Origin of the sequence: Streptoalloteichus hindustanus, from assembly GCF_900129375.1 — a bacterium.
GTDB lineage: Bacteria > Actinomycetota > Actinomycetes > Mycobacteriales > Pseudonocardiaceae > Streptoalloteichus > Streptoalloteichus hindustanus.
In genome coordinates, this window is record NZ_FQVN01000003.1 from 304,407 (window position 1) to 324,685 (window position 20,279).

Sequence of the window (20,279 nt, forward strand, 5' to 3'; positions counted from 1 at the left end):
CCCCCACCCGTCCCGGGGGGCGAGCCCCGCTCCAGCCTATCGGCCAAGACCCCTGCGCCGACACCGCACCACGAGCTCCTGTGGACAACCGACGAGCCTGTGGACAACTCCCACTCCAACGAGTGACACAGGGCGAGAAGTGTCAGCCCGCTCTGCTCCACTGGGAAGGTTGACCTGCTGCACGACAGACCCAGGCGACACCCAACGTGAAGTGATCTGGACACGCGAAAACGGGCGCGGCGGGAAGTCCGGCGCGCCCGTTGCGGGTCGGTCTACTGATCATCCTCGAAGCGACGGCGGAAGCGCTCCTCCATGCGCTGCGCGAAGGAACTCCCGCGCCGCGGCTTGGCCGCGCTGTCCGCGGGGGCGTCGTCCTCGGCCGCCGGCTCACCGCGACCCAACGCGGTCAGGGTGAACACGGCTCCGCCGAACATCACCAGGAAGCCCAGCACGCTGATCACCGGGATGTCGGCCAGCTGCACCGGCAGCGCCACCCCGAGCACCAGCAACACCAGGCCCAACACGAACAGCGCGACACCCTGGAGACGTCGACGGCGGGACGGCCGGTGGAGCTGGGCGCCGCGCACGGTCGATGCGAACTTCGGGTCCTCGGCGTAGAGCGCGCGCTCGATCTGCTCGAGCAGTCGCTGCTCGTGCTCGGAGAGTGGCATGGCTCCTCCTCCGGCACAGCGGTCGCGGGCGCCGGGTGATCACGGTTGCCGCCGGACCCGGCGGGCACCCCGCCTTGGGTGCGTCACCGTTGAGGATACGAGTCGCGCGACGCCGCGACTACCCGGTCCCACCCTCGCGTTTCGCGCTGTTGCCCACTCCACCCTCTCGGGGCAGCAGGGAGGCGGGCCGTACCGCCGAAGAGCCGAACCTCGTCCTGGCGACGTCGGCGGCGATCTCCGCGTCCCGCCAGCCCCGTTCCGGGCCGTCGAACGTGAGCTGCTCGACGGCGCGCGCGGCGTCGACGAGCTGCTCCATCCGCACGCCGACCAGCCGAATCGCGCCGTCCGGCACGTGATTGTCGAACAGGTCCCTCGCAACCGCGTAGACCTCGCGGGCCACGTCCGTGGCCACCGGGAGGGTCCGCGAACGGGTGATCGTGGTGAAGTCGGCGAACCGAACCTTGATCGAGACGGTGCGCCCGCGCAGTCCGCGGGCGCGGAGCGCGGCCGCCGCGCGCTCCGCCAGCCGGAGCAGCTCCCGACGCAACACCACCCGGTCGTACAGATCAGTGTCGAACGTCTCCTCCGCGCCGACCGACTTCTCCGCCGCGTCCGGCACCACCTGGCGGTCGTCCCTGCCGTTGGCCAACGCGTGCAGGTGCTCGGCGGCCGCGGCGCCGATGGTCCGCCGCAGCCGGGGCAGCGGAGAGTGGGCGATGTCGGCGACGGTCTCCAGACCCACGCGCCGCAGTTGTTCGGCGGTGCGCGCCCCCACCCCCCACAGGGCCGAGACCGGGAGGGGGTGCAGGACGTCGAGGACGCGGTCGGCCGGCACGACGAGCAGGCCGTCGGGTTTGGCCATGCCGGAGGCGAGCTTGGCGACGAACTTGGTGGGCGCCACCCCGACCGAGCAGGTGATGCCGTGCTCGGCCGCGACCCGGGCCCGGATCCCGGCGGCGATGCCGCCCGGCGTGCTGCCCGTGCGCCGCAGGGCCCCCGCGACGTCCAGGAACGCCTCGTCCAGGCTCAGCGGCTCGACCAGCGGGGTGACCTCCCCGAAGATCGCCATGACGCCGCGGGAGACCTCCTGGTAGCGCCGGAAGTCCGGCGGCAGGTAGACGGCGTGGGGGCACAGCCGGCGGGCCCGGGCGGTCGGCATCGCCGACCGGACGCCGAAGGCGCGCGCGGCGTAGTTGGCCGACGAGACGACGCCGCGGGGTCCCAGCCCGCCGACGACCACCGGTCGGCCCCGCAGCTCGGGGCGGCCCCGGGTCTCCACGGACGCGTAGAACGCGTCCATGTCCACGTGCAGGATCGTGCACCCCGTGTCGTCGGGCGGCGGCCCGTCCGGCCCGTTCGTGGAGGGCCGCAACGCCTTCGGCAGGTCGCCGCTGCGCCCCACACCGACCACTCCCCGACAGTCTCGAACGCCCGTTCGACGCGTCGTCGCAGTGTACGTCCGGCCGCCGACGCGCCTCCTCCCTCACGAGTCGGGCCACTCGCCCGACTGACCCGCGCGCCCGGAAACCGGAACGCGGCAGGGCTGGAACAGCCGGGGGCGACAGCATTTGGGACGACGGTGACAGGTAGCCGGCCTTCCCGTCGACGGCCGGCGCTTGCGACGATCGGGCGGGAGGGGATCATGACCGCAACCGGTGCGGGCCGGAACGGCCGCACGTGCCTGAGCGCCGTGGCCGTCTGCGGCCTGGCGATGGTGTTCGACGGATACGACCTGGTCGTCTACGGCGCCACCCTGCCGACGCTGACGAGGGAGTGGGGCCTGTCGCCGGAGCAGGCCGGCGCGATCGGCAGCTACGTCCTCGTGGGGATGCTGCTCGGCGCGGTCGTCGTCGGCACCGTGAGCGACGTCGTCGGCCGGCGCCGCACCGTCCTGCTGTCCGTCGCCTGGTTCTCCGTGGCGATGCTGCTCTGCGCCTTCGCGCCGGACCCGACGACCTTCGGCCTGCTGCGGTTCGTGGCCGGCCTCGGGCTGGGCGGGATGATGCCGACGGTCAGCGCGCTCGCGGTCGAGTACGCGCCGCCGCGGCACCGCAACCTCACCTTCGCCACGGTGTTCTCCGGCTACGCGGTCGGCGGCATGGCCTCGGCGGGGCTCGCCCTCCTGCTCCCCCGCGACGAGTGGCGGCTGATGTACGGCGTCGGCGCGCTCGCGCTCCTGCTCGTCCCCGTCGCCCTGCGCTGGCTGCCGGAGTCCCTCGACCACCTCGTCGCCAGGGGCCGGCTGGCCGAGGCCGCCGCGGTGGCCACGCGCTTCCGCCTGGAACCCCCCGTCGCGCGGGACGTGGCGCCGGAACCGCCCCGTGCGGCCGTCCGCGGGCTCTTCGTCGGCCCGGCCGCGCTGGCCACCGCCGCGTTCTGGGCGGCGTCGTTCTGCGGCCTGCTCCTGGTGTACGGGGTCAACACCTGGCTGCCGCAGATCATGCGGGCCGCCGGCTACCCGCTGGGCTCGTCGCTGACCTTCCTGGTGGTGTTCAACGTCGGATCGATCGTCGGCTCGGTGCTGGGCGGCTGGTGCGCCGACCGGTTCGGCTCGAAGCTCCTGATCGGCACCGCCTTCCTGGTGGCGTGCGGCTCGATCGGGCTGATGGCGGTCGGTCCCCCGACCGCCGTGCTCCACGTGCTGGTCGCGCTCGGCGGCTTCGGGACCATCGGCACCCAGAACCTGGTCAACGCCTACGTGGCCCGGTACCACCCGCCCCAGCGCCGCGCGACCGCGTTGGGCTGGTCCCTGGGGTTCGGCCGGCTGGGGGCGATTTGCGGGCCGCTGGTGGGCGGCCTGGTGCTCGGCTCCGGCCTCGCGGTCGCCTGGAACTTCGTCGTCTTCGCCGCGGTCGCGCTGGTCGGCGCGGTGGCCATCCTCCTGGTGCCCGCCAGGAGGTCCGAGGGGGCCGCGCCGATCCCGACGGCGAACGCCCCGGCCGGCGGGAGCTCAGGCTGAGGCGCGGCGGCCCAGCGCGTGCAGCCGGGTGGCGACGTCCCGCAGCGGCGAGCGGTGCGCGGCGGCCAGCTCCAGGTCGGCCAGCGCCTCGGCGGCGCCCTGGGCCTCCAGGACGGCGCCGGGCACCAGGTCGCTGACCACGCCGTGGCCCTGGAGCACCTCGACGGCCAGGCCGGCGCCGGCGACCAGCTCGCTCAGCCCGGCGCTGTCGAACCGCCGCAGCACCGGGTCGTGCGCGCCGACCCGGCCGTGCGGGTCGTCGAGCAGCCGGCGCGCGTCGCCGAGCCGTCCGGCCAGGGCGCGGCCGAGCACCGCCGCATACCGGTTGGCGACCAGCACCGAGACTGCGCCACCCGGTCGGGCGGCGGCGGCCAGCGCGGCGATCGCCGTCTCCGCGTCGTCGACCACCTCCAGCACGCCGTGCCCGAGCACGAGGTCGACCCCCGCGTCCGGCACCACGTCGGCCAGGGCGTCGGCGTCGCCCTGCACCGCGGTGACCCGCTCCGCCACACCGGCCTCCTGGGCCCGGCGCCGCAGCGTCGCCAGCGCGTTCGGGCTGGAGTCGATCACGGTGACCAGGCAGCCGGCGGCGGCCAGCGGCACCGCCCACACCCCGCTGCCCCCGCCCACGTCGAGCACCAGCGGGTCCGCGCCGTCCCGGCGCTCGCGCGCGGCGACGAGCTCGGCCTCCAGCACCCGCTGCACGGCGTCGGTTCGCATGCCGCGAAGCCTATTCGACCTGCGGTTCACCACGGGCCCAGACCCGGGTGGCGGGAACGACCGGCACCCCGACCGGCGAGGACTCGGACGGAAACCGGCGATCAGCCCTTAGGCTGCTCGCCGTGCATACGGTGGCCGTGCTGAGCCTGAAGGGTGGCGTGGGCAAGACGACCGTGGTGCTGGGGCTGGCCTCGGCAGCGCTACGGCGTGGCGTCCGCACCCTGGTCGTCGACCTCGACCCGCAGTGCAACGCCACTGCGACGTTGGAACCGGCCGAGACCGACGCGAGTCTGTCGGACGTCCTGGAGGACCCGAAGCGGTCGGTGCTGGAGGCCGCGGTGGCCCCCAGCGCCTGGGGCGAGGGTCTGGACGTGCTGGTCGGGTCCGAGGAGGTGGAGGGGCACAACGACCCGGACCCCGGCCTGCGTCGGCTGAGCCGGCTGGGCAAGGTGCTGACGAAGATCAACGAAGTGGCCGCCGACGGGGACCTGCCGTACCAGCTCGTGCTGCTGGACTGCCCGCCGTCGCTGGGCCAGCTCACGCGGTCGGCCCTGGTGGCCGCGGACCGCGCGCTGCTGGTCACCGAGCCGACGATGTTCGCCGTCTCCGGCGTCCAGCGGGCCTTCGAGGCCGTGCAGGCGGAGCGCGAGCGGCACAACCCCGACCTGCAGCCGCTGGGCGTGGTGGTGAACCGGGTGCGCCCGCGCTCCCACGAGCACCAATTCCGGATCAACGAGCTGCGGGAGATCTTCGGGCCGCTGGTCATGCCGGTCGCCCTGCCGGACCGGCTGGCGGTCCAGCAGGCGCAGGGCGCGTGCATGCCCATCCACCAGTGGGGTACGCCGGGCGCCCGCGAGGTCGCACTCGGGTTCAACCTGCTGCTGGCACGAGTGCTGCGGGCGGGGCGACGGCGGCGCGTGGACCCGATGGACGACTACGCCCACGACGAGATGTTCCACGACGACGACAGCCACGACGAGGAGACGGAATGACCAGCGCCTCCCTGCTGGCCTACACCGTCGCGGCGCTGCTGGTGGCGATGAGCCCCGGCCTGGACACGATGTTCACACTCCGTTCGACCGCGCTCGGCGGCCGACGCGCGGGGTTGGCGGCGGTGGCCGGGATCGGAGCAGGGTCGGTGGCCTGGGGCGTCGCCAGCGTGGCGGGCCTGACGGCGCTGCTGCGCGCCTCCCAGCTCGCCTACGACGTGATCCGCTACGCCGGCGCCGCCTACCTGCTCTGGCTCGGGGCGAGCGCGTTGTGGCGGTCGTGGCGGGACCGGGGCCGGGTCGGGGACGCCGGCGCGACGGCGCTCTCGGCGGAGGTCGTGGCGAGTGGCGCGCGGCCGCTGGTCGCGTTCCGCTCCGGTCTGGTGACCAACCTGCTCAACCCCAAGGTCGGCGTGTTCTACATGTCGTTGCTGCCGCAGTTCCTGCCCGCAGGGGGGAGCGGCGCGGCCGGCTGGGCGCTGCTGCTGATCGGCATCCACGTCAGCGCCGGCGCGGTGTGGCTGTCCGGTGTGGTCTGGCTGGCGGCCAGGGCGCGCCGCCTTCTGGCCAGGGAGCGGGTGAAGCGGTGGCTGGACCGGGCCATGGCCGCGGTGCTGGTCGGCTTCGGTGTCCGGGTGGCGTTGGACGGTCGGTGAACTCCACCTGATGGCTCCCGCGCATGTCGGTCCGACACGACACACTTGAGCCGTGCCGGAGGGCGACACCGTCTACCTCGCCGGCCGGCGACTGCACACGGCGCTGGCCAGGCAACGCCTGACCAGGGGCGAGCTCCGACACCCCCGGCTGTCCACCGTGGACCTCGCCGGCCGGGTGGTGCTCTGCGTCCGCTCGGTCGGCAAGCACCTGCTGTTCCGGTTCGACGACCAGACGACGCTGCACACCCACTTCCGGTTGGACGGCTCGTGGCACCTGTACCGGCCGGAGGAGCGGTGGCGCGGACCCGCGCACCAGGTGCGCGCCGTGCTCGCCAACGAGCACCGCGTCGCGGTGGGCTTCCGCCTGCACGACATGGCGTTGCTGCCCACCGCGGAGGAGTTCCGGCTCGTCGGCCACCTCGGCCCCGACCTGCTGGACCCGGTGTGGGGCCGCCAGCAGGAGGACGAGGCGGTCGAGCGGCTGCTGCGCGACCCGGACCGGGAGGTCGGTCTGGCCCTGTTGGACCAGACGGCCGTCGCCGGGCTGGGCAACCTCTACAAGACCGAGGTCTGCTTCCTGCTCGGCGTCTCGCCGTGGGCTCCGGTGTCCGATGTGGACGTCCGGGCGGCGGTGCGGTGGAGCCGCAAGCTGCTGCTGCGCAACGCGGCCCGGCCCGAGCAGTCGACCACCGGCGAACTGGGGCGCGACGCCCAGCACTGGGTGTTCGAGCGGACCGGGCGACCGTGCCGGCGGTGCGGCACCGCCGTGCGGACGGGCACGCAGGGCGAGGGCACGCGCGAGCGGGTGGCGTACTACTGCCCCCGCTGCCAGCACGGGCCCCGGCCCGCGCCGGCTGCCGGGGCCGCGGCTCAGGCGCCGGAGGCGGGGCGCAGCCGCCGCAGCAGCGGGTAGAGGGCGATGATCCCCAGCGAGCCCCAGGCGATGCCACCCAGCTCGAGACCGCCGACGCTGAGCGTCAGGTTGCCGATGCCGGCGATCAGCGCCGCCGCCACGACCATGAGGTTGACCGGCTCGGTGAGGTCGACCTTGTTGTCGATCCAGATCCGCACGCCGATCAGGCCGATCAGGCCGTAGAGCACGAGCGTCGCGCCGCCGATCACGCCACCGGGGACGGTGAACACCAGCGCGTTGAACTTCGGCGAGAAGGACAGGACGATCGCGGCCACCGCCGCGACGACGTAGGCCGCCGTCGAGTACACGCGGGTCGCGGCCATGACGCCGATGTTCTCCGCGTAGGTCGTGGTGCCCGAACCGCCGCCGAGGCCGGCGAGCGTCGTGGCGACGCCGTCCCCGATCAGCGCGTCGCCGGCGGCGGAGTCGAGGTTGCGGCCGGTCATCGCGGCCACCGCCTTGACATGGCCCACGTTCTCGGCGACCAGCACGACCACCACCGGCAGGACCAGCAGCACCACCGAGGGCCGCACCTGCGGGGTGGTCAGGTGCGGCAGGCCGAACCACGCGGCCTCCCGCAGGGCGTCCACCCGCTGCGGGTCCAGCCCGCCGGTCAGGGCGGCGAAGACCCAGCCCAGGACCACGCCGACCAGCACCGACACCCGGGACAGCAGGCCGCGGCCGAGCACGCCGACGCCGAGGATCGCGGCCAGGGTCACCAGGCCGACCAGCGGCTGGGTGGCGAAGGACTGGGTGGCCGCCGGGGCCAGGTTCAGGCCGATGAGCGCCACGACCGCGCCGGTGACCACCGGCGGCATCACCGCCTCCAGCAGCCGCACGCCCAGCGCCTTGACCGCGACGCCCACCACGACCAGCGCCAGGCCGGCGACGAGCACGCCGCCGAGCTGCTCCGCGGGGCCGGCCCCCGCCTTCTGCGCGGCCGCGAACGGCGCGAGGAAGGCGAAGGAGGAGCCCAGGTAGCTGGGGACCCGGTTCCGGGTGATGGCCAGGAAGAGCAGGGTGCCGACGCCGGAGAACAGCAGCGTCGTGGTCACCGGGAAGCCGGTGGTGACCGGCACCAGCAGGGTGGCCCCGAACATCGCGATGACGTGCTGGAGGCCGAGGCCCACGGTCAGCGGCCAGGTCAGCCGCTCGTCCGGGGCGACGACGGCGCCGTCGGCCACCCGACGTCCGTCGCCGTGCAGGGTCCACAGCGCCACAGGGCCCTCCCGTGCTCCGTTCGCTCCGCACCAGGTAGGAGCGATCCGGGGCAGGAAACTACCTGGTCATCACCCGAAATGACGAAAGATCGCAAACGGGGTGACACGCCCGGTGTGAGATCGCCACGGACAGTGCCGATTCCTGTGCGAGGCGCACCGGGGGCCACCAGTTCGGGAAACCCGAATTCGGACACGACGACAGCCCAATGGCGCCGTTCTCGACACCCAGCGCCGGAAATGTCGGCCCCTGCCCGCATCCTCCCCGACGAGGACTGGTGACGAGGGACCGCTCGGGCTGCCGAGACGGCGGATTCCTGGAGTGCGGCAGGGGATTCGCACGGCCGAGGTGGACGGGCGCGGGCGCGGCGGTGCGGGGCCGCGATCGCCATCCATCCGCCAGTCCGACAACCACGACGTTTTCCGGAAATCGCACACGGAGACCAGGATGACCAATCGGCCACCGAAACACGACCGCACCGCACCGCAGTGGGGCTCCGCCGGACCACATCGGTTGATGTGCGGCGCCGCTCGTTATGAGATCAAGCACAATCGACGGGAGAAGCCCCTGCTCCCGGTGGGGAATACTCCCCAGGAGACAGGGGCTTGTCACCCGTTCAGGTGGTGTGGCCGAGTTCCCGCAGCGCGGCCGCGAGACCGGCGAGCCGGTCGGTGGCGTCCTCAAGCGCCTGCCGGGGCCCACTGCCCGCGCTGGCGGCGACGGCCCGCCCCGCGGCGACCACCAACCGCCCGTAGTCGTCCACACCCTCGTCGAGCTGGGCCCGCAGCCGCACCACGTCCTCCTCGAGCGCGTGGCGCTCGCTGGCAGGGGCGGCGTCCCTGGCCAGTTCCACCGCGCGCAGCCGCGCGGCGAGGCGGCGCAGCCCGTCCGCCACCTCCTTCGCGGAATCCCGGGTGTCCGCGACGGACTCCGCCGGGACCGCGGTCACGCCGTGCGAGTCGGGCACGGTGAGCTGGCGCAACAGCTCGGCGAGGCTCTGCTCGGCGCCGGCCAGTCGCTCCATCGGCTCCCTGGCCAACGAACCGACGGGAGGCAGCTCGGGCGGGCGCGCCGGCGCCTCCGGCAACGGCTCGCGGTGCAACCGCCGCGACCGCAGGCCCGCGCTCACCGCGAGCGCGGCGAACAGGGCAGTGGCGGCGCCGCCACCGACGATGAACGACTCGGGAGTGGCGCCGGTGACCACGGCCGTGGCGGTGGCCCCGCCGCTGATGCCGGCCACCCAGCCGCGGAAGCGGAGGGCGCGGCTGGCCCTGCGGCGCTGCCGCAGGGCCTTGGCCCGGGGGTCCTGCCACGCCGCCACCTTGCCGCGCAGCCCGTCCATGAGACTGCGGCCGACCTCGCCGACCACCGGCGTGGCGGCCTGCGCCGCCTGCTTGACGACGTCTCTCGGGGCGGGCGCGGGAGGACTGACGTGCCGCCCGCGGAGCTGCTCCCGAACCTCACGGTGGTGCCTGCGGAGCTCCTCCCGCAGCGCGCCGTGCTGCGCGCGGAGATGCTCGCGCAGCTCGCCCTGGTGCCTGCGGACGTGCTCCCGCCACTCCTGCTTGGCCTGGCGGGCGATCTCCCGCCAGTCCTCCCCCGCCCCCATGACCGCGGTACCGCTCAGGCCTGGCCGGGCTGCGGGTGCTGCTGGATGTTGGGCTGCGGCTGCGCGGGCTGCGGCGTGACGGCCTGCCCACCGGTGACCTGGCCGGCGGCGCCGGTGCCCGAGGCCAGCGAACCGCCGTGCAGCGAGGCGCGGATCTGCTCCAGGCGGGAGGCGCCGGCCATGTCGACGGTCGACTGCTGCACCTCCAGCATCCGGCCCTGCACGGAGTTCTGCGCGAGCTCGGCCTGGCCGACCGCGGTCGCGTAGCGCCGCTCGATCTTCTCCCGGACCTCCTCCAGCGACGGCGTGTTGCTGGGGGCGGCCAGCTCGGTCATCTGCCGCAGCGAGGAGGACACCTGCTCCTGCATCTTGGCCTGCTCGAGCTGGCTGAGCAGCTTGGTGCGCTCGGCGAGCTTCTGCTGGAGCACCATGGCGTTGCGCTCGACGGCCTGCTTGGCCTGCTCGGCGGCGCCCAGCGCCTGGTCGTGCAGGACCTTCAGGTCCTCGACGCTCTGCTCGGCGGTGACGAGCTGGGTGGCGAACGCCTGGGCGCTCTGCTCGTACTGCTGCGCCTTGGCCAGGTCGCCCTGGGCACGGGCCTGGTCGGCCATCACCAGCGCCTGCCGGGCCGAGGCCTGCAGCTTCTCAATCTCCCCGAGCTGCCGGTTCAGCTTCATCTCGAGCTGACGCTGGTTCCCGATCACGGCGGCGGCCTGCTGGGAGAGCGCCTGGTGCTGCCGCTGCGCCTCCTCGATGGCCTGCTGGATCTGCACCTTCGGGTCGGCGTGCTCGTCGATCTTCGACGAGAACGACGCCATCAGGTACTTCCAGAACTTCACGAACGCGTTGGCCATACCTCCGCCTGCCTTCTCCCCTACTTGCCCGATCTCGCGAGGCGTGTCGACCGGACAACGAGCTGGTTCCGGTGCTGGTTCCATCGTGTCAGGTGCGCGTGACGGGTTCCACCGACCCCGGGACATCTCAGGGTTCCCCCTGATCTTCGAGGTCGACGCCGCGCTCGCGGCGGGCGCGGCTCCGCCCCCGGGTCCGCCGACCTGGCGAACTCCCCCTCGGTCGGACGGCCGGCGGGGAACGCCGCCGGGCGGGCGGGCCACAATCACCTGAACGGGGCCAGCACGTGGTGACGGCCTGTCACCACGTGGCAGCTTACTCACCCGGGCCGGCCCATGATCGAACGGTGACGGTTCGTGAGCCGACGGAGACCCGAAAGAAACACGTGGGCGAGCGGTCGGTCGACCGCTCGCCCACCTCACGACGTCACCGGGGGACGGCCGTCAGGCCGCCACGATCACCTGCTTGCAGGTCGCGTTGAGCTGCTTGCCGCCCATCTGCGCCGTGCCGATCGAGGCCGGCAGCCGGTGGCTGAGGACGGGTTGCAACCGCAGGTCGGCCAGGTCCGTGCCGACGACGGCCGGCACGAGCTTGCCGGCCTCGGTCTCGCCGTCGCGGCCGGCGGCCGCCTCGCGGCCCTCGCCGGAGGCCGGGGCCGGCAGCACGGGGACGGCGGGCTCGCCACGCCGGATGTCCAGGGCGACGTTGTTGAGCAGCTCCGACAGCGGCAGTTCCAGGGCGGTGCAGATCGCCGCCAGCAGCTCGCTGGACGGCTCCTTGCGACCCCGCTCCACCTCGGACAGGTACCCCAGGCTCACGCGGGCGGCGCGCGAGACCTCCCGCAGTGTGCGCCGTTGGGCGGTGCGGGTGCGGCGCAGCCGCTCGCCGATCGCCTCGCGCAGCAACAGGGCCATCGCGCGCCTCCTTTCGGCCGGGCGCCGTCCGAGCCGACGCCCGTGTCGACCACGTTACCGATCGGGCACGACGCGCACAGCGAGATCACCCAACCGTCCGCCCAGGGCGAACGGTCCGCACGGGGCGTGACCGATCACCGAAGACGGGGACACGCACTACCAACGCTCGTGGGAGCCCCGTCGTTCCCCACGTCACGATGATCACTCGATGGTCGGCTGGCCACCGAGCCCCCACTACCGTCCGTGACCGAACGAGTGTCACCCGAGCGCGGAAGCCAGGAGGCGGACGGCCGACCGCACCGCGCCGGCGCGCACCGACTGCCGATCACCGTCTACGGACACCGACCGCACGGTGACCCCCGGAGGGCCGGCCAGTCCGAGGTGCACGGTGCCGGGCGCGACGCCGTCCTGCGAGTCCGGCCCGGCCACCCCGGTCAGCCCCAGGCCCCAGGTCGCCGCGCACCGGCTCCGGGCGCCCGCCGCCAACCGCGCGGCGACCTCCGGGTGCACGGCGCCTTCCCGCGCCAGCAGCGCGGGGTCGACCCCGGCGAGGTCGGTCTTCAGGTCGGTGGCGTAGACGACCAGGCCGCCCCGGACGACCGCGCTCGCCCCGGGCACCGCGGTCAGCACCGCGCACACCAGACCGGCGGTCAACGACTCGGCCGTGGCGACGGTCTCGCCCCGGCGGCGCAGCCGCTCGACGACACCGACCAGCTCACCGGCCGGCAGCCCGACGATCCCCGGCAGCGGCCCGAGGTCCGGCTCGGCGGGACGGGAACCGGTCACGACGCGCCGGTCGTGGCCCGGGCGCCGGCCCGCAGCCGAACCGCCCGCACGAGGTAGTCCACCCCGGTGACCACCGTGAGCAGCACGGCGACCCCCATGGCGGCGACCAGCAGCGGGCCGAGCGCGGCCGGCAACGGCAGCAGGTACAGCCCGAGCGCGACCACCTGGGCCAGGGTCTTGGCCTTGCCGCCCCGGCTGGCCGCGATGACCCCGTGCCGGATCACCCAGAACCGGAGCAGGGTCACCCCGACCTCCCTGACCGCGATCACGATCGTCACCCACCAGGGCAGATCGCCGAGCATGCTCAGCCCGACCAGGGCCGAGCCGATGAGCGCCTTGTCGGCGATCGGGTCGGCGATCTTGCCGAAGTCGGTGATGAGGCCGTGCCGCCGGGCCAGGTCGCCGTCGATCCGGTCGGTGATCGAGGCCACGGCGAACACGCCGCTGGCCACCAGCCGCCACAGCTGGTCGTGGCCACCCGCGGTGAACAACGTCAGCAGGAAGACCGGGACCAGCAGCAGCCGCGTCATGGTGAGCACGTTGGCCACGTTGAGCAGCGGCACCTGCCGCTGCGGCGCCGGCTGCCCGGAGCCCGGGGTGAGCTCCGCCGGGTGGTCTCCCGCACCGGCGCCGCCACCGGTCACGTGCGGTCCCTCGGCAGCACCTCGAGCGGCTTGACGACCAGGTCGACCCCGGCGGTCTCCACGACCCGCGCCCGCACCAGGTCGCCGATGACCAGGCCGGAGCCGCCCACGACCACGCACTCGCCGTCGACCTCGGGCGCCTGGTGCGCCGCCCAGCCGAGGCAGTCCTCCTCGTCGCTCTCGGCCTGGCCGACGAGGACCTCGACCTCCTCGCCGACGCGTTCCTCGGCCCGCTGCGAGGTCACCTCGTCGACCAGCGCGGAGATCCGGGACACGCGCTCGGCGACGACGTCGGCGTCCAGCTTGCCGTCGAAGCCGGCGGCCTCGGTGCCGTCCTCGTCCGAGTAGCCGAACACGCCGACCGCGTCCAGCCGGGCCTCGGTCAGGAAGCGCTCCAGCTCGGCCAGGTCCTCCTCGGTCTCGCCGGGGAAGCCGACGATCACGTTGCTGCGGATGCCAGCCTTCGGGGCCAGCCCGCGGATCTGCTCGACCAGCGCGAGGAACGACTCGGTGGAGCCGAACCGCCGCATGCGGCGCAGCACCGCCTCGCTGGAGTGCTGGAACGACAGGTCGAAGTAGGGCACGACCCCGGGCGTGGTGGCGATGGCGCGCACCAGCCCCGGCCGGGTCTCGGCCGGCTGGAGGTAGGACACGCGGACCCGGTCGATCCCCGGCACCGCCGCCAGGCGCGGCAGCAGGCGCTCCAGCGCGCGCACGTCGCCGAGGTCCTTGCCGTAGGAAGTGGAGTTCTCGCTGACCAGGAACAGCTCGCGCACGCCCTGCTCGGCCAGCCAAGCGGCCTCGCCGAGCAGCTCGTCGGCCGGGCGGGAGACGAACGCGCCGCGGAAGGACGGGATCGCGCAGAACGAGCAGCGCCGGTCGCAGCCGGAGGCGAGCTTGAGCGGGGCCAGCGGTGAGTCGTCGAGCCGGCGGCGGACCGGGCGGGCGCCGCCCACCCAGCCGTGGCCGGGCAGCGAGACCTGCTCGGCGGCCCTGGGCCGCTGCACGGGCGTGATGGGCAGCAGGGTGCGCCGGTCGACGGGCTGGTGCGACTCGACCGCCCGCCCGGCCACGACGTCGTCCAGTCGCGCGCCCAGCGTCGGGTAGTGGTCGAAGCCGAGGACCGCGTTGGCCTCCGGCAGGTGCTCGGCGAGCTCGGCGCCGTAGCGCTCGGCCATGCAGCCGACGGCGACGACCTTCGCGCCGGTGTCGGCCGCGCTGAGCACCGTGTCGACCGAGTCCTGCTTGGCGGACTCGACGAAGCCGCAGGTGTTGACCACGACGACGTCGGCGTCCTGGTCGGCGTCCACCAGCTGCCAGCCGTCGGCGCTGAGCCGTCCGGCGAGCTCCTCGGAGTCCACCTCGTTGCGGGCGCAGCCGAGGGTCACCATGGCGACACGACGGGAGTTGACAGGGGTAGACACGCCGTCAGGGTAGCCGGCGCACCCGGCCCCCCTGGAAATCGCGGTCTCGGTCCACCACCACCGTCCGCCGCGCTCCACTGCCTGCTGCCCGGTTTTCCCGATTTTCCCGCCCAGGTTCGCACGGGCTGCTCGTCAGTTCGCCGCCACCGCCGTCCGAGCCCGATGGGACCCCTTCCATCCGCGCGGGGACCACGCAGTGCCGCCTCAATCCGAATACGTGTTCCCTCCGCTTTGCCAAAGGTGGAATAGCGGGGGCGATCCAGCCGCGGGCGGAACCTCTGGGCACTCTCGCTGAGGTTCAGGACAGCGCTGGTCCTCACCTGCCCGACAGGCGATCCCAGCCGGGGGCGCCCCGTCCCTTCCGTCCGCCTCCCAGCCAGGACGCCTCGCCCTGGTGGCCTCGTCCCGTTCTCGGGAAACGACCGTTCAGGGTCCGGACGCCCGTCACGGGGCCCAATCGGCGTCCGGATCGGGTTTTGGACGTCGTTCCCGCGTCAGCCGTTGTGGAAACGGCTGTCATTTCACCCGGAAGCGCCTCGTCCGCCGGTGGTGGCGGAAACCGGAATCCGGAATCGACGGTTCTCCGCGCGTTCCACACCCGACGACGTCCGGGGTGACGAGGACTAGTCTCTCCGTCGTGCCAGATCAACCCGGGTTCGTGGTGCGCAGGGCCCGTACGAGTGATGTCCGTGCGATCAAGGCCCTCGTGGACCAGTACGCCGGCAAGGTCCTGCTCAGCAAGCAGCTCGTCACCCTCTACGAGGACGTCCAGGAGTTCTGGGTCGCCGACGAGGGCGGGCGGATCATCGGTTGCGGCGCGCTGCACGTGCTGTGGGAGGACCTGGCGGAGATCCGCACGGTGGCGGTCGACCCCGGCGCCAGGGGCCGGGGCGTGGGGCACGCGCTGGTGCGCCGGCTCGTCGACGTCGCGGTGGACCTCAACCTGAGCCGCATCTTCGTGCTCACCTTCGAGACCGCGTTCTTCGCGGCGCACGGGTTCGTGGAGATCTCCGGCACTCCGGTGGCCCCCGAGGTCTACGAGGAGATGCGGCGCTCCGCGGACGAGGGCGTGGCGGAGTTCCTGGACCTGCCCTACGTCAAGCCGAACACCCTGGGCAACAGCAGGATGCTCCTCGAACTGCCCCGGTGAGGCGAGCGGGTGACCGCGACCGCGCTCCCCGCACGCCGCGTCGCCGACTGATCACCTGACATTCACCCCGAAGGCTCCTTCGGAGGGTGGTGCGGCACACAGCGCTCCCACTACGAAAGCGGATGACTTGATCATCCCATGAAGGGAGCACGTGTCGTGGCCACCACCCCTGCCCCCGCGGCCCCGCGCCGGACCGCCCGGGGCGCCCTCACCGCCGCCGTCCTGGCCGCCTGCGCGTCGCTGTTCGTCGGGGTCGGCACCGCCGAGGCCGCCCTGACCCCGGCCAAGCTCAGAAGCGTCACCGACGAGTACCTGTTCTCGAAGTCGCTGTCGCAGTTCCACTCGCTCCGCGCCAAGCGCCCGCACTCCAAGCAGCTCGACTGGTCCTCCGACGGCTGTTCCAAGTCCCCGGACGCGCCGCTGGGCTACGACTTCCTCCCCGCGTGCCAGCGCCACGACTTCGGCTACCGCAACTACAAGAAGCAGAGCCGGTTCACCAAGGACAACCGCAAGCGCATCGACGACAACTTCCGCGCCGACATGTACTCGATCTGCGACGACAGCTGGACCTGCAAGCGCACCGCGGACATCTACTACCACGCGGTGCGGAAGTTCGGCGGCAGCGGCGCCACCACCGCCGAGGTGCTGACCATCGACTCGGTCCGCCACGAGGCCCAGGCCGTCGCCGCAGCCGACGCCAAGTGACACCGGCGGGGCGCGCGACCCCTCGCGCGCCCCGTGCCCGTCATCTCGCGCTCCTCAGGTTGAGCCGCGCCGCTGCCCTGGCGAGACCAAACGCCGGGCGCGGTCCTCTCCGTCCGACTCATCCAGGATCGTGCCGACGGCAGCCCCGACATCGGGCACGAGCCGACCATCGGGCGCCTTCCCCGCCCTTGTGGCCCGGACAACCACACCCAGCACGATGAGCCCGAGCACGACGTAGAGCTCGGAGAGCGGGAATCCCGCGCCCAACAACCCCTCGGGCAACGGGAACGCCTTGCCCGGCTTGGGCCAGGTGGCGAGCAGGACCACCAGTCCCACGGTGAGGCGCCGCCGTCCCGCCAGCCACAGGTGAACCACCAGCGGGACGCACCAGACCCAGTGGTGGTGCCAGGAAACCGGCGAGATGAGCAGGGCGGTCAGCGCACAGGTCAGTATCCCGCCCAGTTCGGAACCCCGGCGGTGCAGCCGCAAGGCGGCGCGCAGGCCCAGGAAGGCGACCAGCGCGACGATCACGAACCAGGACAGCGCCAGCAGCGGACTGTCCATTGTGGAGCTCGTCAGTCGACCGAGAAGCGCCCGCAGGGACTGGTTGCCGAAGTAGTAGACGTCGCCGCCGATTCGGGACGCCTTCATGAACTCGCCGGACCAGTACTGGCCGGACTCCTGCGGTGCCACCAGGAAACCGAGTGCGACGGTGCCGATCACCGTCGCGGACGCCACCCCGACGGCACGGAACCTCCGGGTCAGCAGGAGATAGACGACGAACAGGCCGGGCGTCAGCTTGACCGCCGTGGCCAGTCCGATCCCGATCCCCATGACACGGCGGGGAAGGACGAAGTCCAGCAACACCAACGCCATCAGGACGACGTTGACCTGGCCGTAGGTCAGGCTGCCCTGGACCGGTTCCAGCCAGAGCCCCACCGCGGAGGCGGTCGCCACGACGGCGAAGCGCTGTCGCACGGGCATCCCGACAAGCTTTGTCACGCACCACACGGCCAGGACCAGCGCACCGATCGTCAGTCCCGCCATGACGAGCCGGGCCGCGGCCATGGGCATCACCGCCAGGCCGGCGAACAACAAAGCGCTGAACGGGGTGTTGGTGAACGGCAGGCCGTTGAAGTGAGCGGTGTACAGCCCGGTTCCCTCCAGGAGCGCCCGGCCACCCTGGCGGTAGATGTCCAGGTCGAACATGAACCAGCGCTCCAGCGGCCAGACGTACGCCTGCACCGCGTAGAGGGCGACTGCCAGGACCGCGACGCCCGCGGCCAGCGCGTTCCGGGGCCTGGGCGTGAGGAGTGCGGTCGGGACAGGACGTCGGCGCAGCACGAGAGCGCTCCTTACCTATTTCACTAGTTCCTTAGTGGAATGGGGACCCGCGAAAACGCCACCCGACCCCGGGCTGCGCGGTCGATCAGCTCATGCGCCTGCGCAGCAACCAGACGGCGACCGCGACGAGAACACCCGCCAGGAGCGCGAACAGGCCGAACTCGATGCCCTGGAACAACCAGAACCGGTGACCGGGGTGCACGAAGCTGGCCAACCTCAGTCCGTGGTCCACCAGACACCCCTCGAACGCCCTGCTGCCCCACGGCCCGTCACAGGCGCGCAGCACGGCGTCACGCCTGGCTCCGTCGACGTCGCCGCCGGCGAGGTCGACGATGACGTCCTGGCGCAGACTCCAGCGAGCTCGGTCCGTCTGGAATTCCGCCCGATCGAACTGCCCGACGACGGGCGGTCGATAGTGAGGACGAAGAAACCGCCCCACGACGTACATCACGCCCACCGCGCCCACCAACGTCAGCGCCATCGCGGGCACCACCCGCCGGACCAACAGTCCACACGCGACACCCAGGGCGAGGGCGAACACCGTGTAGCCGACCATGGTGAGCGGCTGCACCTCGAACTGGCCGGGCTGGAACCGCTCCCGCGCCCCCATCAGGTCGCCGAGCGAGGAAACCCACCACGCGCGGACCAGACCGAGCACCACCGCGCCCAGCAGGGCCGGAACGGCGACCATTCCCAGCTTCACGAAGAACCACCGACGGGGGCGCACGGACTGGCTCAGCGCGAGCAGGTGGGTGCCCTGCTCCAACTCGCGACCGAACGCTGGAGCACCGGCGAAGACACCCGCGAGCACCATGTACCCCGCGAGTGCCCAGAACACGTTCCGCGCAGCAGGCACGCTGATTGCCCAGAGTTGCCAGTACGACCTGTTCCTGAGGCATGCCTGCGTTCGCTCGTCAGGCAGGCAGTTCCACACATGTCGCGCGTCGACCTCCGCGAGCATGGTGGAGCGGTAGTAGACCATCAGCGCGACCACGGCCAGCACGTAGACACCGAGGGCGCACAGCGCGGCGCGGTGCTGCCGCCAAGCCAGCCAGATCATGCCGCCACTCCCCGGTTCGCGCGCAGGTAGGCGATAACCAGTTCTTCCAGTCCGGGTGCGCTGACCAGTTCCTCGGGCACGTCGAGCTCGCCGGTCACCCGCACCAGGGTGGTTCCCCGGTGTTCGCCGCCACGGCCCAGGATCACCTGGTGGTCGCCGAGGTCGCCCCGCCCGGCGAGCACCACGCGGTGGTTGTCGAGCAACTCCTCGACCTCGCCCGCCAACTGGACGACGCCCCGGTCGAGCAGCAGCAGGTGATCGCACACCCCGTCGAGGTCGGAGACCACATGCGTCGAGAGCACGACGGTCACACCGGTCTCGGCGACCGCGACCATGAGCGTGCGGAGGACATCCTCACGGGCCACCGGGTCCATTTCGGACAGTGGCTCGTCCAGCAGCAGGACGTCGGGGCGACGAGCCAGGGCGAGCACGAGCGCGAGCCGGGCACGTTCCCCACCCGACAGCCTGTTCACCTTGGCGGACAGCGGCAACGCCGCCTCGCCGACGAGCTGGCGCGCGTAGGTGTCGTCCCAGTCCTCCGCGTTCGTCACGCGACCGAACCGGAGCATCTCGGCCACGGTGAAGCCGCGGTAGAGCGGCTTGTCCTGGGCCACGAAGCCGACGCTCCCGCGCGTGGCGACCGCGCCCTCGCTCGGCCGGAGCAGCCCCGCCGCGATCTTGAGCAGGGTGCTCTTGCCGGCCCCGTTCGCCCCGACCAACGCCGTCACCGAGCCGGCCGGCAGCTCGAAGGAACAGTCGCGCAGCGCCCATCCACGCCGGCGGCGCAGGCCGAGGCCCTCGGCGCGCACGGCAACACCCGGATCGGACAACGCTCCCCCTGTCGCAGCTCAGAACCGCTGGTCCAGCACGGCCCGGAACAACGCCTCCACGTCCTCCCGGCCCATGCCGAGCTGGCGCGCCCGGTCCATCCACTCCAGCAGGTCCCCGCGGAGCGGCGAGTCCTCGGCCACGCCCGGCGTCGCCAGCGACCGGCGCACGAAGGTGCCCAACCCCGGGCGGGGTTCGACCAGCCCCTCGCGTTCCAGTTCGCGGTACGCCTTCAGCACGGTGTTGGGGTTGATCCCGGTCCGCGCCACCACGTCCTTCGCGGTCGGCAACCGGTCGCCCGGGCCGACCAGCCCGAGCCGCAGCGCCTGCTTCACCTGGTTCACCAGCTGCAGGTAGGTGGCCACCCCGGAACGTCGGTCGATCCGGAAGTCGATCAACCTCAACCCTTCCACTAATCACATAGTGAAACCACAGGTACCGAACTCGCGGCCGGCTTGTCAAGATCGACCGGCCGCGCCATGGGCCCGGGGGCGGACCGACCTGGGCGACAACGCGGCACCGGCGAGGGGCGCCGCTCGCGCACCCTCCGGTACCACAGTGACATTCACGACACCAACAACAGGAAACAGGACCGCGAAAGCGGCTGCCACACCAACCCGGACGTCCACGCGAGCCGCTCCGGTCCCCAAAAGTGGAAAAGCGACAGGCACCCCGCTGAGCGGGGTGCCTGTCGAAGAGAAAGCTGTGGCGGGAAAGCCACGGGATTGTGTCCGAGGGGGGACTTGAACCCCCACCCCCTATACGGGGACTAGCACCTCAAGCTAGCGCGTCTGCCATTCCGCCACCCGGACCGGTGGTCGCGGCTGTTCGCCGCGT

Annotated in this window: 20 protein-coding genes and 1 tRNA gene; 6 read left to right on the forward strand and 15 right to left on the reverse strand. The window is 72.6% G+C overall.

Annotated features, from left to right (window positions below; all coding sequences use genetic code 11):
- Positions 1-272 precede the first annotated feature (272 nt).
- Entirely contained in the window at positions 273-671 is a 399-nt protein-coding gene (locus tag BUE43_RS10570) for a DUF3040 domain-containing protein (RefSeq protein ID WP_073481565.1), read from the reverse strand.
- 118 nt (positions 672-789) lie between these two features.
- On the reverse strand, positions 790-2,073 hold the full coding sequence (locus tag BUE43_RS10575) for a DNA polymerase IV (RefSeq protein ID WP_073482576.1): 1,284 nt from the start codon (positions 2,071-2,073) through the stop codon (positions 790-792).
- A gap of 240 nt (positions 2,074-2,313) precedes the next feature.
- On the opposite strand from BUE43_RS10575, the gene BUE43_RS10580 reads away from it, so the two are divergent.
- Entirely contained in the window at positions 2,314-3,630 is a 1,317-nt protein-coding gene (locus BUE43_RS10580; RefSeq protein ID WP_200797455.1) for an MFS transporter, read from the forward strand.
- On the opposite strand, the gene BUE43_RS10585 is transcribed toward BUE43_RS10580, so the two are convergent.
- Positions 3,622-4,350 (reverse strand): class I SAM-dependent methyltransferase, encoded by a 729-nt coding sequence (locus BUE43_RS10585; RefSeq protein ID WP_073481567.1) that lies wholly within the window; start codon positions 4,348-4,350, stop codon positions 3,622-3,624. The two genes, BUE43_RS10580 and BUE43_RS10585, sit on opposite strands and share 9 nt — an antisense overlap.
- Before the next feature lie 122 nt (positions 4,351-4,472).
- Between BUE43_RS10585 and BUE43_RS10590 the strand changes: the two genes are divergently transcribed.
- Genes BUE43_RS10590 through BUE43_RS10600 form a run of 3 tightly spaced genes read left to right on the forward strand, consistent with a single transcriptional unit; the run spans position 4,473 to position 6,908 of the window.
- Positions 4,473-5,342, forward strand: coding sequence for a ParA family protein (locus BUE43_RS10590; protein ID WP_073481570.1), 870 nt, complete (start codon positions 4,473-4,475; stop codon positions 5,340-5,342).
- The gene (locus tag BUE43_RS10595) at positions 5,339-5,995 is read left to right on the forward strand and encodes a LysE family translocator (protein WP_073481572.1); all 657 of its coding nucleotides are present in this window, start codon (positions 5,339-5,341) and stop codon (positions 5,993-5,995) included. The genes BUE43_RS10590 and BUE43_RS10595 overlap by 4 nt, the downstream gene beginning before the upstream one ends.
- A gap of 52 nt (positions 5,996-6,047) precedes the next feature.
- Positions 6,048-6,908, forward strand: coding sequence for a DNA-formamidopyrimidine glycosylase family protein (locus tag BUE43_RS10600; protein WP_073481575.1), 861 nt, complete (start codon positions 6,048-6,050; stop codon positions 6,906-6,908).
- Here BUE43_RS10600 and BUE43_RS10605 read toward each other — a convergent pair.
- The 7 genes from BUE43_RS10605 to rimO all read right to left on the reverse strand — a co-directional run bounded on the left by BUE43_RS10605 (position 6,866) and on the right by rimO (position 14,322).
- The gene (locus tag BUE43_RS10605; protein ID WP_083959558.1) at positions 6,866-8,128 is read right to left on the reverse strand and encodes a solute carrier family 23 protein; all 1,263 of its coding nucleotides are present in this window, start codon (positions 8,126-8,128) and stop codon (positions 6,866-6,868) included. The genes BUE43_RS10600 and BUE43_RS10605 overlap by 43 nt on opposite strands.
- 614 nt (positions 8,129-8,742) lie before the next feature.
- Positions 8,743-9,735, reverse strand: a complete 993-nt coding sequence (pspM, locus tag BUE43_RS10610; RefSeq protein WP_083959559.1) for a phage shock envelope stress response protein PspM — start codon at positions 9,733-9,735, stop codon at positions 8,743-8,745.
- 14 nt (positions 9,736-9,749) lie between these two features.
- A complete protein-coding gene (locus BUE43_RS10615; RefSeq protein WP_073481581.1) occupies positions 9,750-10,589 on the reverse strand; it encodes a PspA/IM30 family protein in 840 nt (279 codons plus the stop codon).
- A gap of 441 nt (positions 10,590-11,030) precedes the next feature.
- Positions 11,031-11,501 carry a helix-turn-helix domain-containing protein gene (locus BUE43_RS10620; RefSeq protein ID WP_073481584.1) on the reverse strand — a complete coding sequence of 157 codons (471 nt, stop codon included), beginning with the start codon at positions 11,499-11,501 and terminating at the stop codon, positions 11,031-11,033.
- A gap of 258 nt (positions 11,502-11,759) precedes the next feature.
- Entirely contained in the window at positions 11,760-12,230 is a 471-nt protein-coding gene (locus tag BUE43_RS10625; RefSeq protein ID WP_143174122.1) for a CinA family protein, read from the reverse strand.
- Between the two features lie 53 nt (positions 12,231-12,283).
- Entirely contained in the window at positions 12,284-12,931 is a 648-nt protein-coding gene (gene pgsA, locus BUE43_RS10630) for a CDP-diacylglycerol--glycerol-3-phosphate 3-phosphatidyltransferase (protein WP_083959561.1), read from the reverse strand.
- The gene (rimO, locus tag BUE43_RS10635; protein ID WP_407697117.1) at positions 12,928-14,322 is read right to left on the reverse strand and encodes a 30S ribosomal protein S12 methylthiotransferase RimO; all 1,395 of its coding nucleotides are present in this window, start codon (positions 14,320-14,322) and stop codon (positions 12,928-12,930) included. The genes pgsA and rimO overlap by 4 nt, the downstream gene beginning before the upstream one ends.
- Before the next feature lie 670 nt (positions 14,323-14,992).
- Between rimO and BUE43_RS10640 the strand changes: the two genes are divergently transcribed.
- Together BUE43_RS10640 and BUE43_RS10645 are read left to right on the forward strand one after the other, a co-directional pair.
- On the forward strand, positions 14,993-15,505 hold the full coding sequence (locus BUE43_RS10640; RefSeq protein WP_073481588.1) for an amino-acid N-acetyltransferase: 513 nt from the start codon (positions 14,993-14,995) through the stop codon (positions 15,503-15,505).
- A gap of 156 nt (positions 15,506-15,661) precedes the next feature.
- Entirely contained in the window at positions 15,662-16,210 is a 549-nt protein-coding gene (locus BUE43_RS10645; protein ID WP_327083436.1) for a phospholipase, read from the forward strand.
- Positions 16,211-16,264: 54 nt separating this feature from the next.
- On the opposite strand, the gene BUE43_RS10650 is transcribed toward BUE43_RS10645, so the two are convergent.
- The 5 genes from BUE43_RS10650 to BUE43_RS10670 form a co-directional block, all read right to left on the reverse strand.
- Positions 16,265-17,554 (reverse strand): glycosyltransferase 87 family protein, encoded by a 1,290-nt coding sequence (locus BUE43_RS10650; RefSeq protein ID WP_073481594.1) that lies wholly within the window; start codon positions 17,552-17,554, stop codon positions 16,265-16,267.
- 85 nt (positions 17,555-17,639) lie between these two features.
- Positions 17,640-18,614: a hypothetical protein gene (locus BUE43_RS10655; RefSeq protein WP_073481597.1), complete on the reverse strand. Its 975-nt coding sequence runs from the start codon at positions 18,612-18,614 to the stop codon at positions 17,640-17,642.
- Positions 18,611-19,423: an ATP-binding cassette domain-containing protein gene (locus tag BUE43_RS10660; protein ID WP_234995648.1), complete on the reverse strand. Its 813-nt coding sequence runs from the start codon at positions 19,421-19,423 to the stop codon at positions 18,611-18,613. The genes BUE43_RS10655 and BUE43_RS10660 overlap by 4 nt, the downstream gene beginning before the upstream one ends.
- 39 nt (positions 19,424-19,462) lie before the next feature.
- Positions 19,463-19,840 carry a GntR family transcriptional regulator gene (locus BUE43_RS10665; RefSeq protein WP_073481602.1) on the reverse strand — a complete coding sequence of 126 codons (378 nt, stop codon included), beginning with the start codon at positions 19,838-19,840 and terminating at the stop codon, positions 19,463-19,465.
- Between the two features lie 330 nt (positions 19,841-20,170).
- A tRNA-Leu gene (locus BUE43_RS10670) sits at positions 20,171-20,254 on the reverse strand.
- Positions 20,255-20,279: the final 25 nt, after the last annotated feature.

What these genes read in the sequence shown, in the direction of transcription:
- BUE43_RS10570 (WP_073481565.1), bottom strand. Translation starts at nt 671, where the DNA reads ATGCCACTCTCCGAGCACGAGCAGCGACTGCTCGAGCAGATCGAGCGC.
- BUE43_RS10580 (WP_200797455.1), top strand. Translation starts at nt 2,314, where the DNA reads ATGACCGCAACCGGTGCGGGCCGGAACGGCCGCACGTGCCTGAGCGCC.
- BUE43_RS10585 (WP_073481567.1), bottom strand. Translation starts at nt 4,350, where the DNA reads ATGCGAACCGACGCCGTGCAGCGGGTGCTGGAGGCCGAGCTCGTCGCC.
- BUE43_RS10595 (WP_073481572.1), top strand. Translation starts at nt 5,339, where the DNA reads ATGACCAGCGCCTCCCTGCTGGCCTACACCGTCGCGGCGCTGCTGGTG.
- pspM (WP_083959559.1), bottom strand. Translation starts at nt 9,735, where the DNA reads ATGGGGGCGGGGGAGGACTGGCGGGAGATCGCCCGCCAGGCCAAGCAG.
- BUE43_RS10615 (WP_073481581.1), bottom strand. Translation starts at nt 10,589, where the DNA reads ATGGCCAACGCGTTCGTGAAGTTCTGGAAGTACCTGATGGCGTCGTTC.
- BUE43_RS10620 (WP_073481584.1), bottom strand. Translation starts at nt 11,501, where the DNA reads ATGGCCCTGTTGCTGCGCGAGGCGATCGGCGAGCGGCTGCGCCGCACC.
- rimO (WP_407697117.1), bottom strand. Translation starts at nt 14,322, where the DNA reads ATGGTGACCCTCGGCTGCGCCCGCAACGAGGTGGACTCCGAGGAGCTC.
- BUE43_RS10655 (WP_073481597.1), bottom strand. Translation starts at nt 18,614, where the DNA reads ATGATCTGGCTGGCTTGGCGGCAGCACCGCGCCGCGCTGTGCGCCCTC.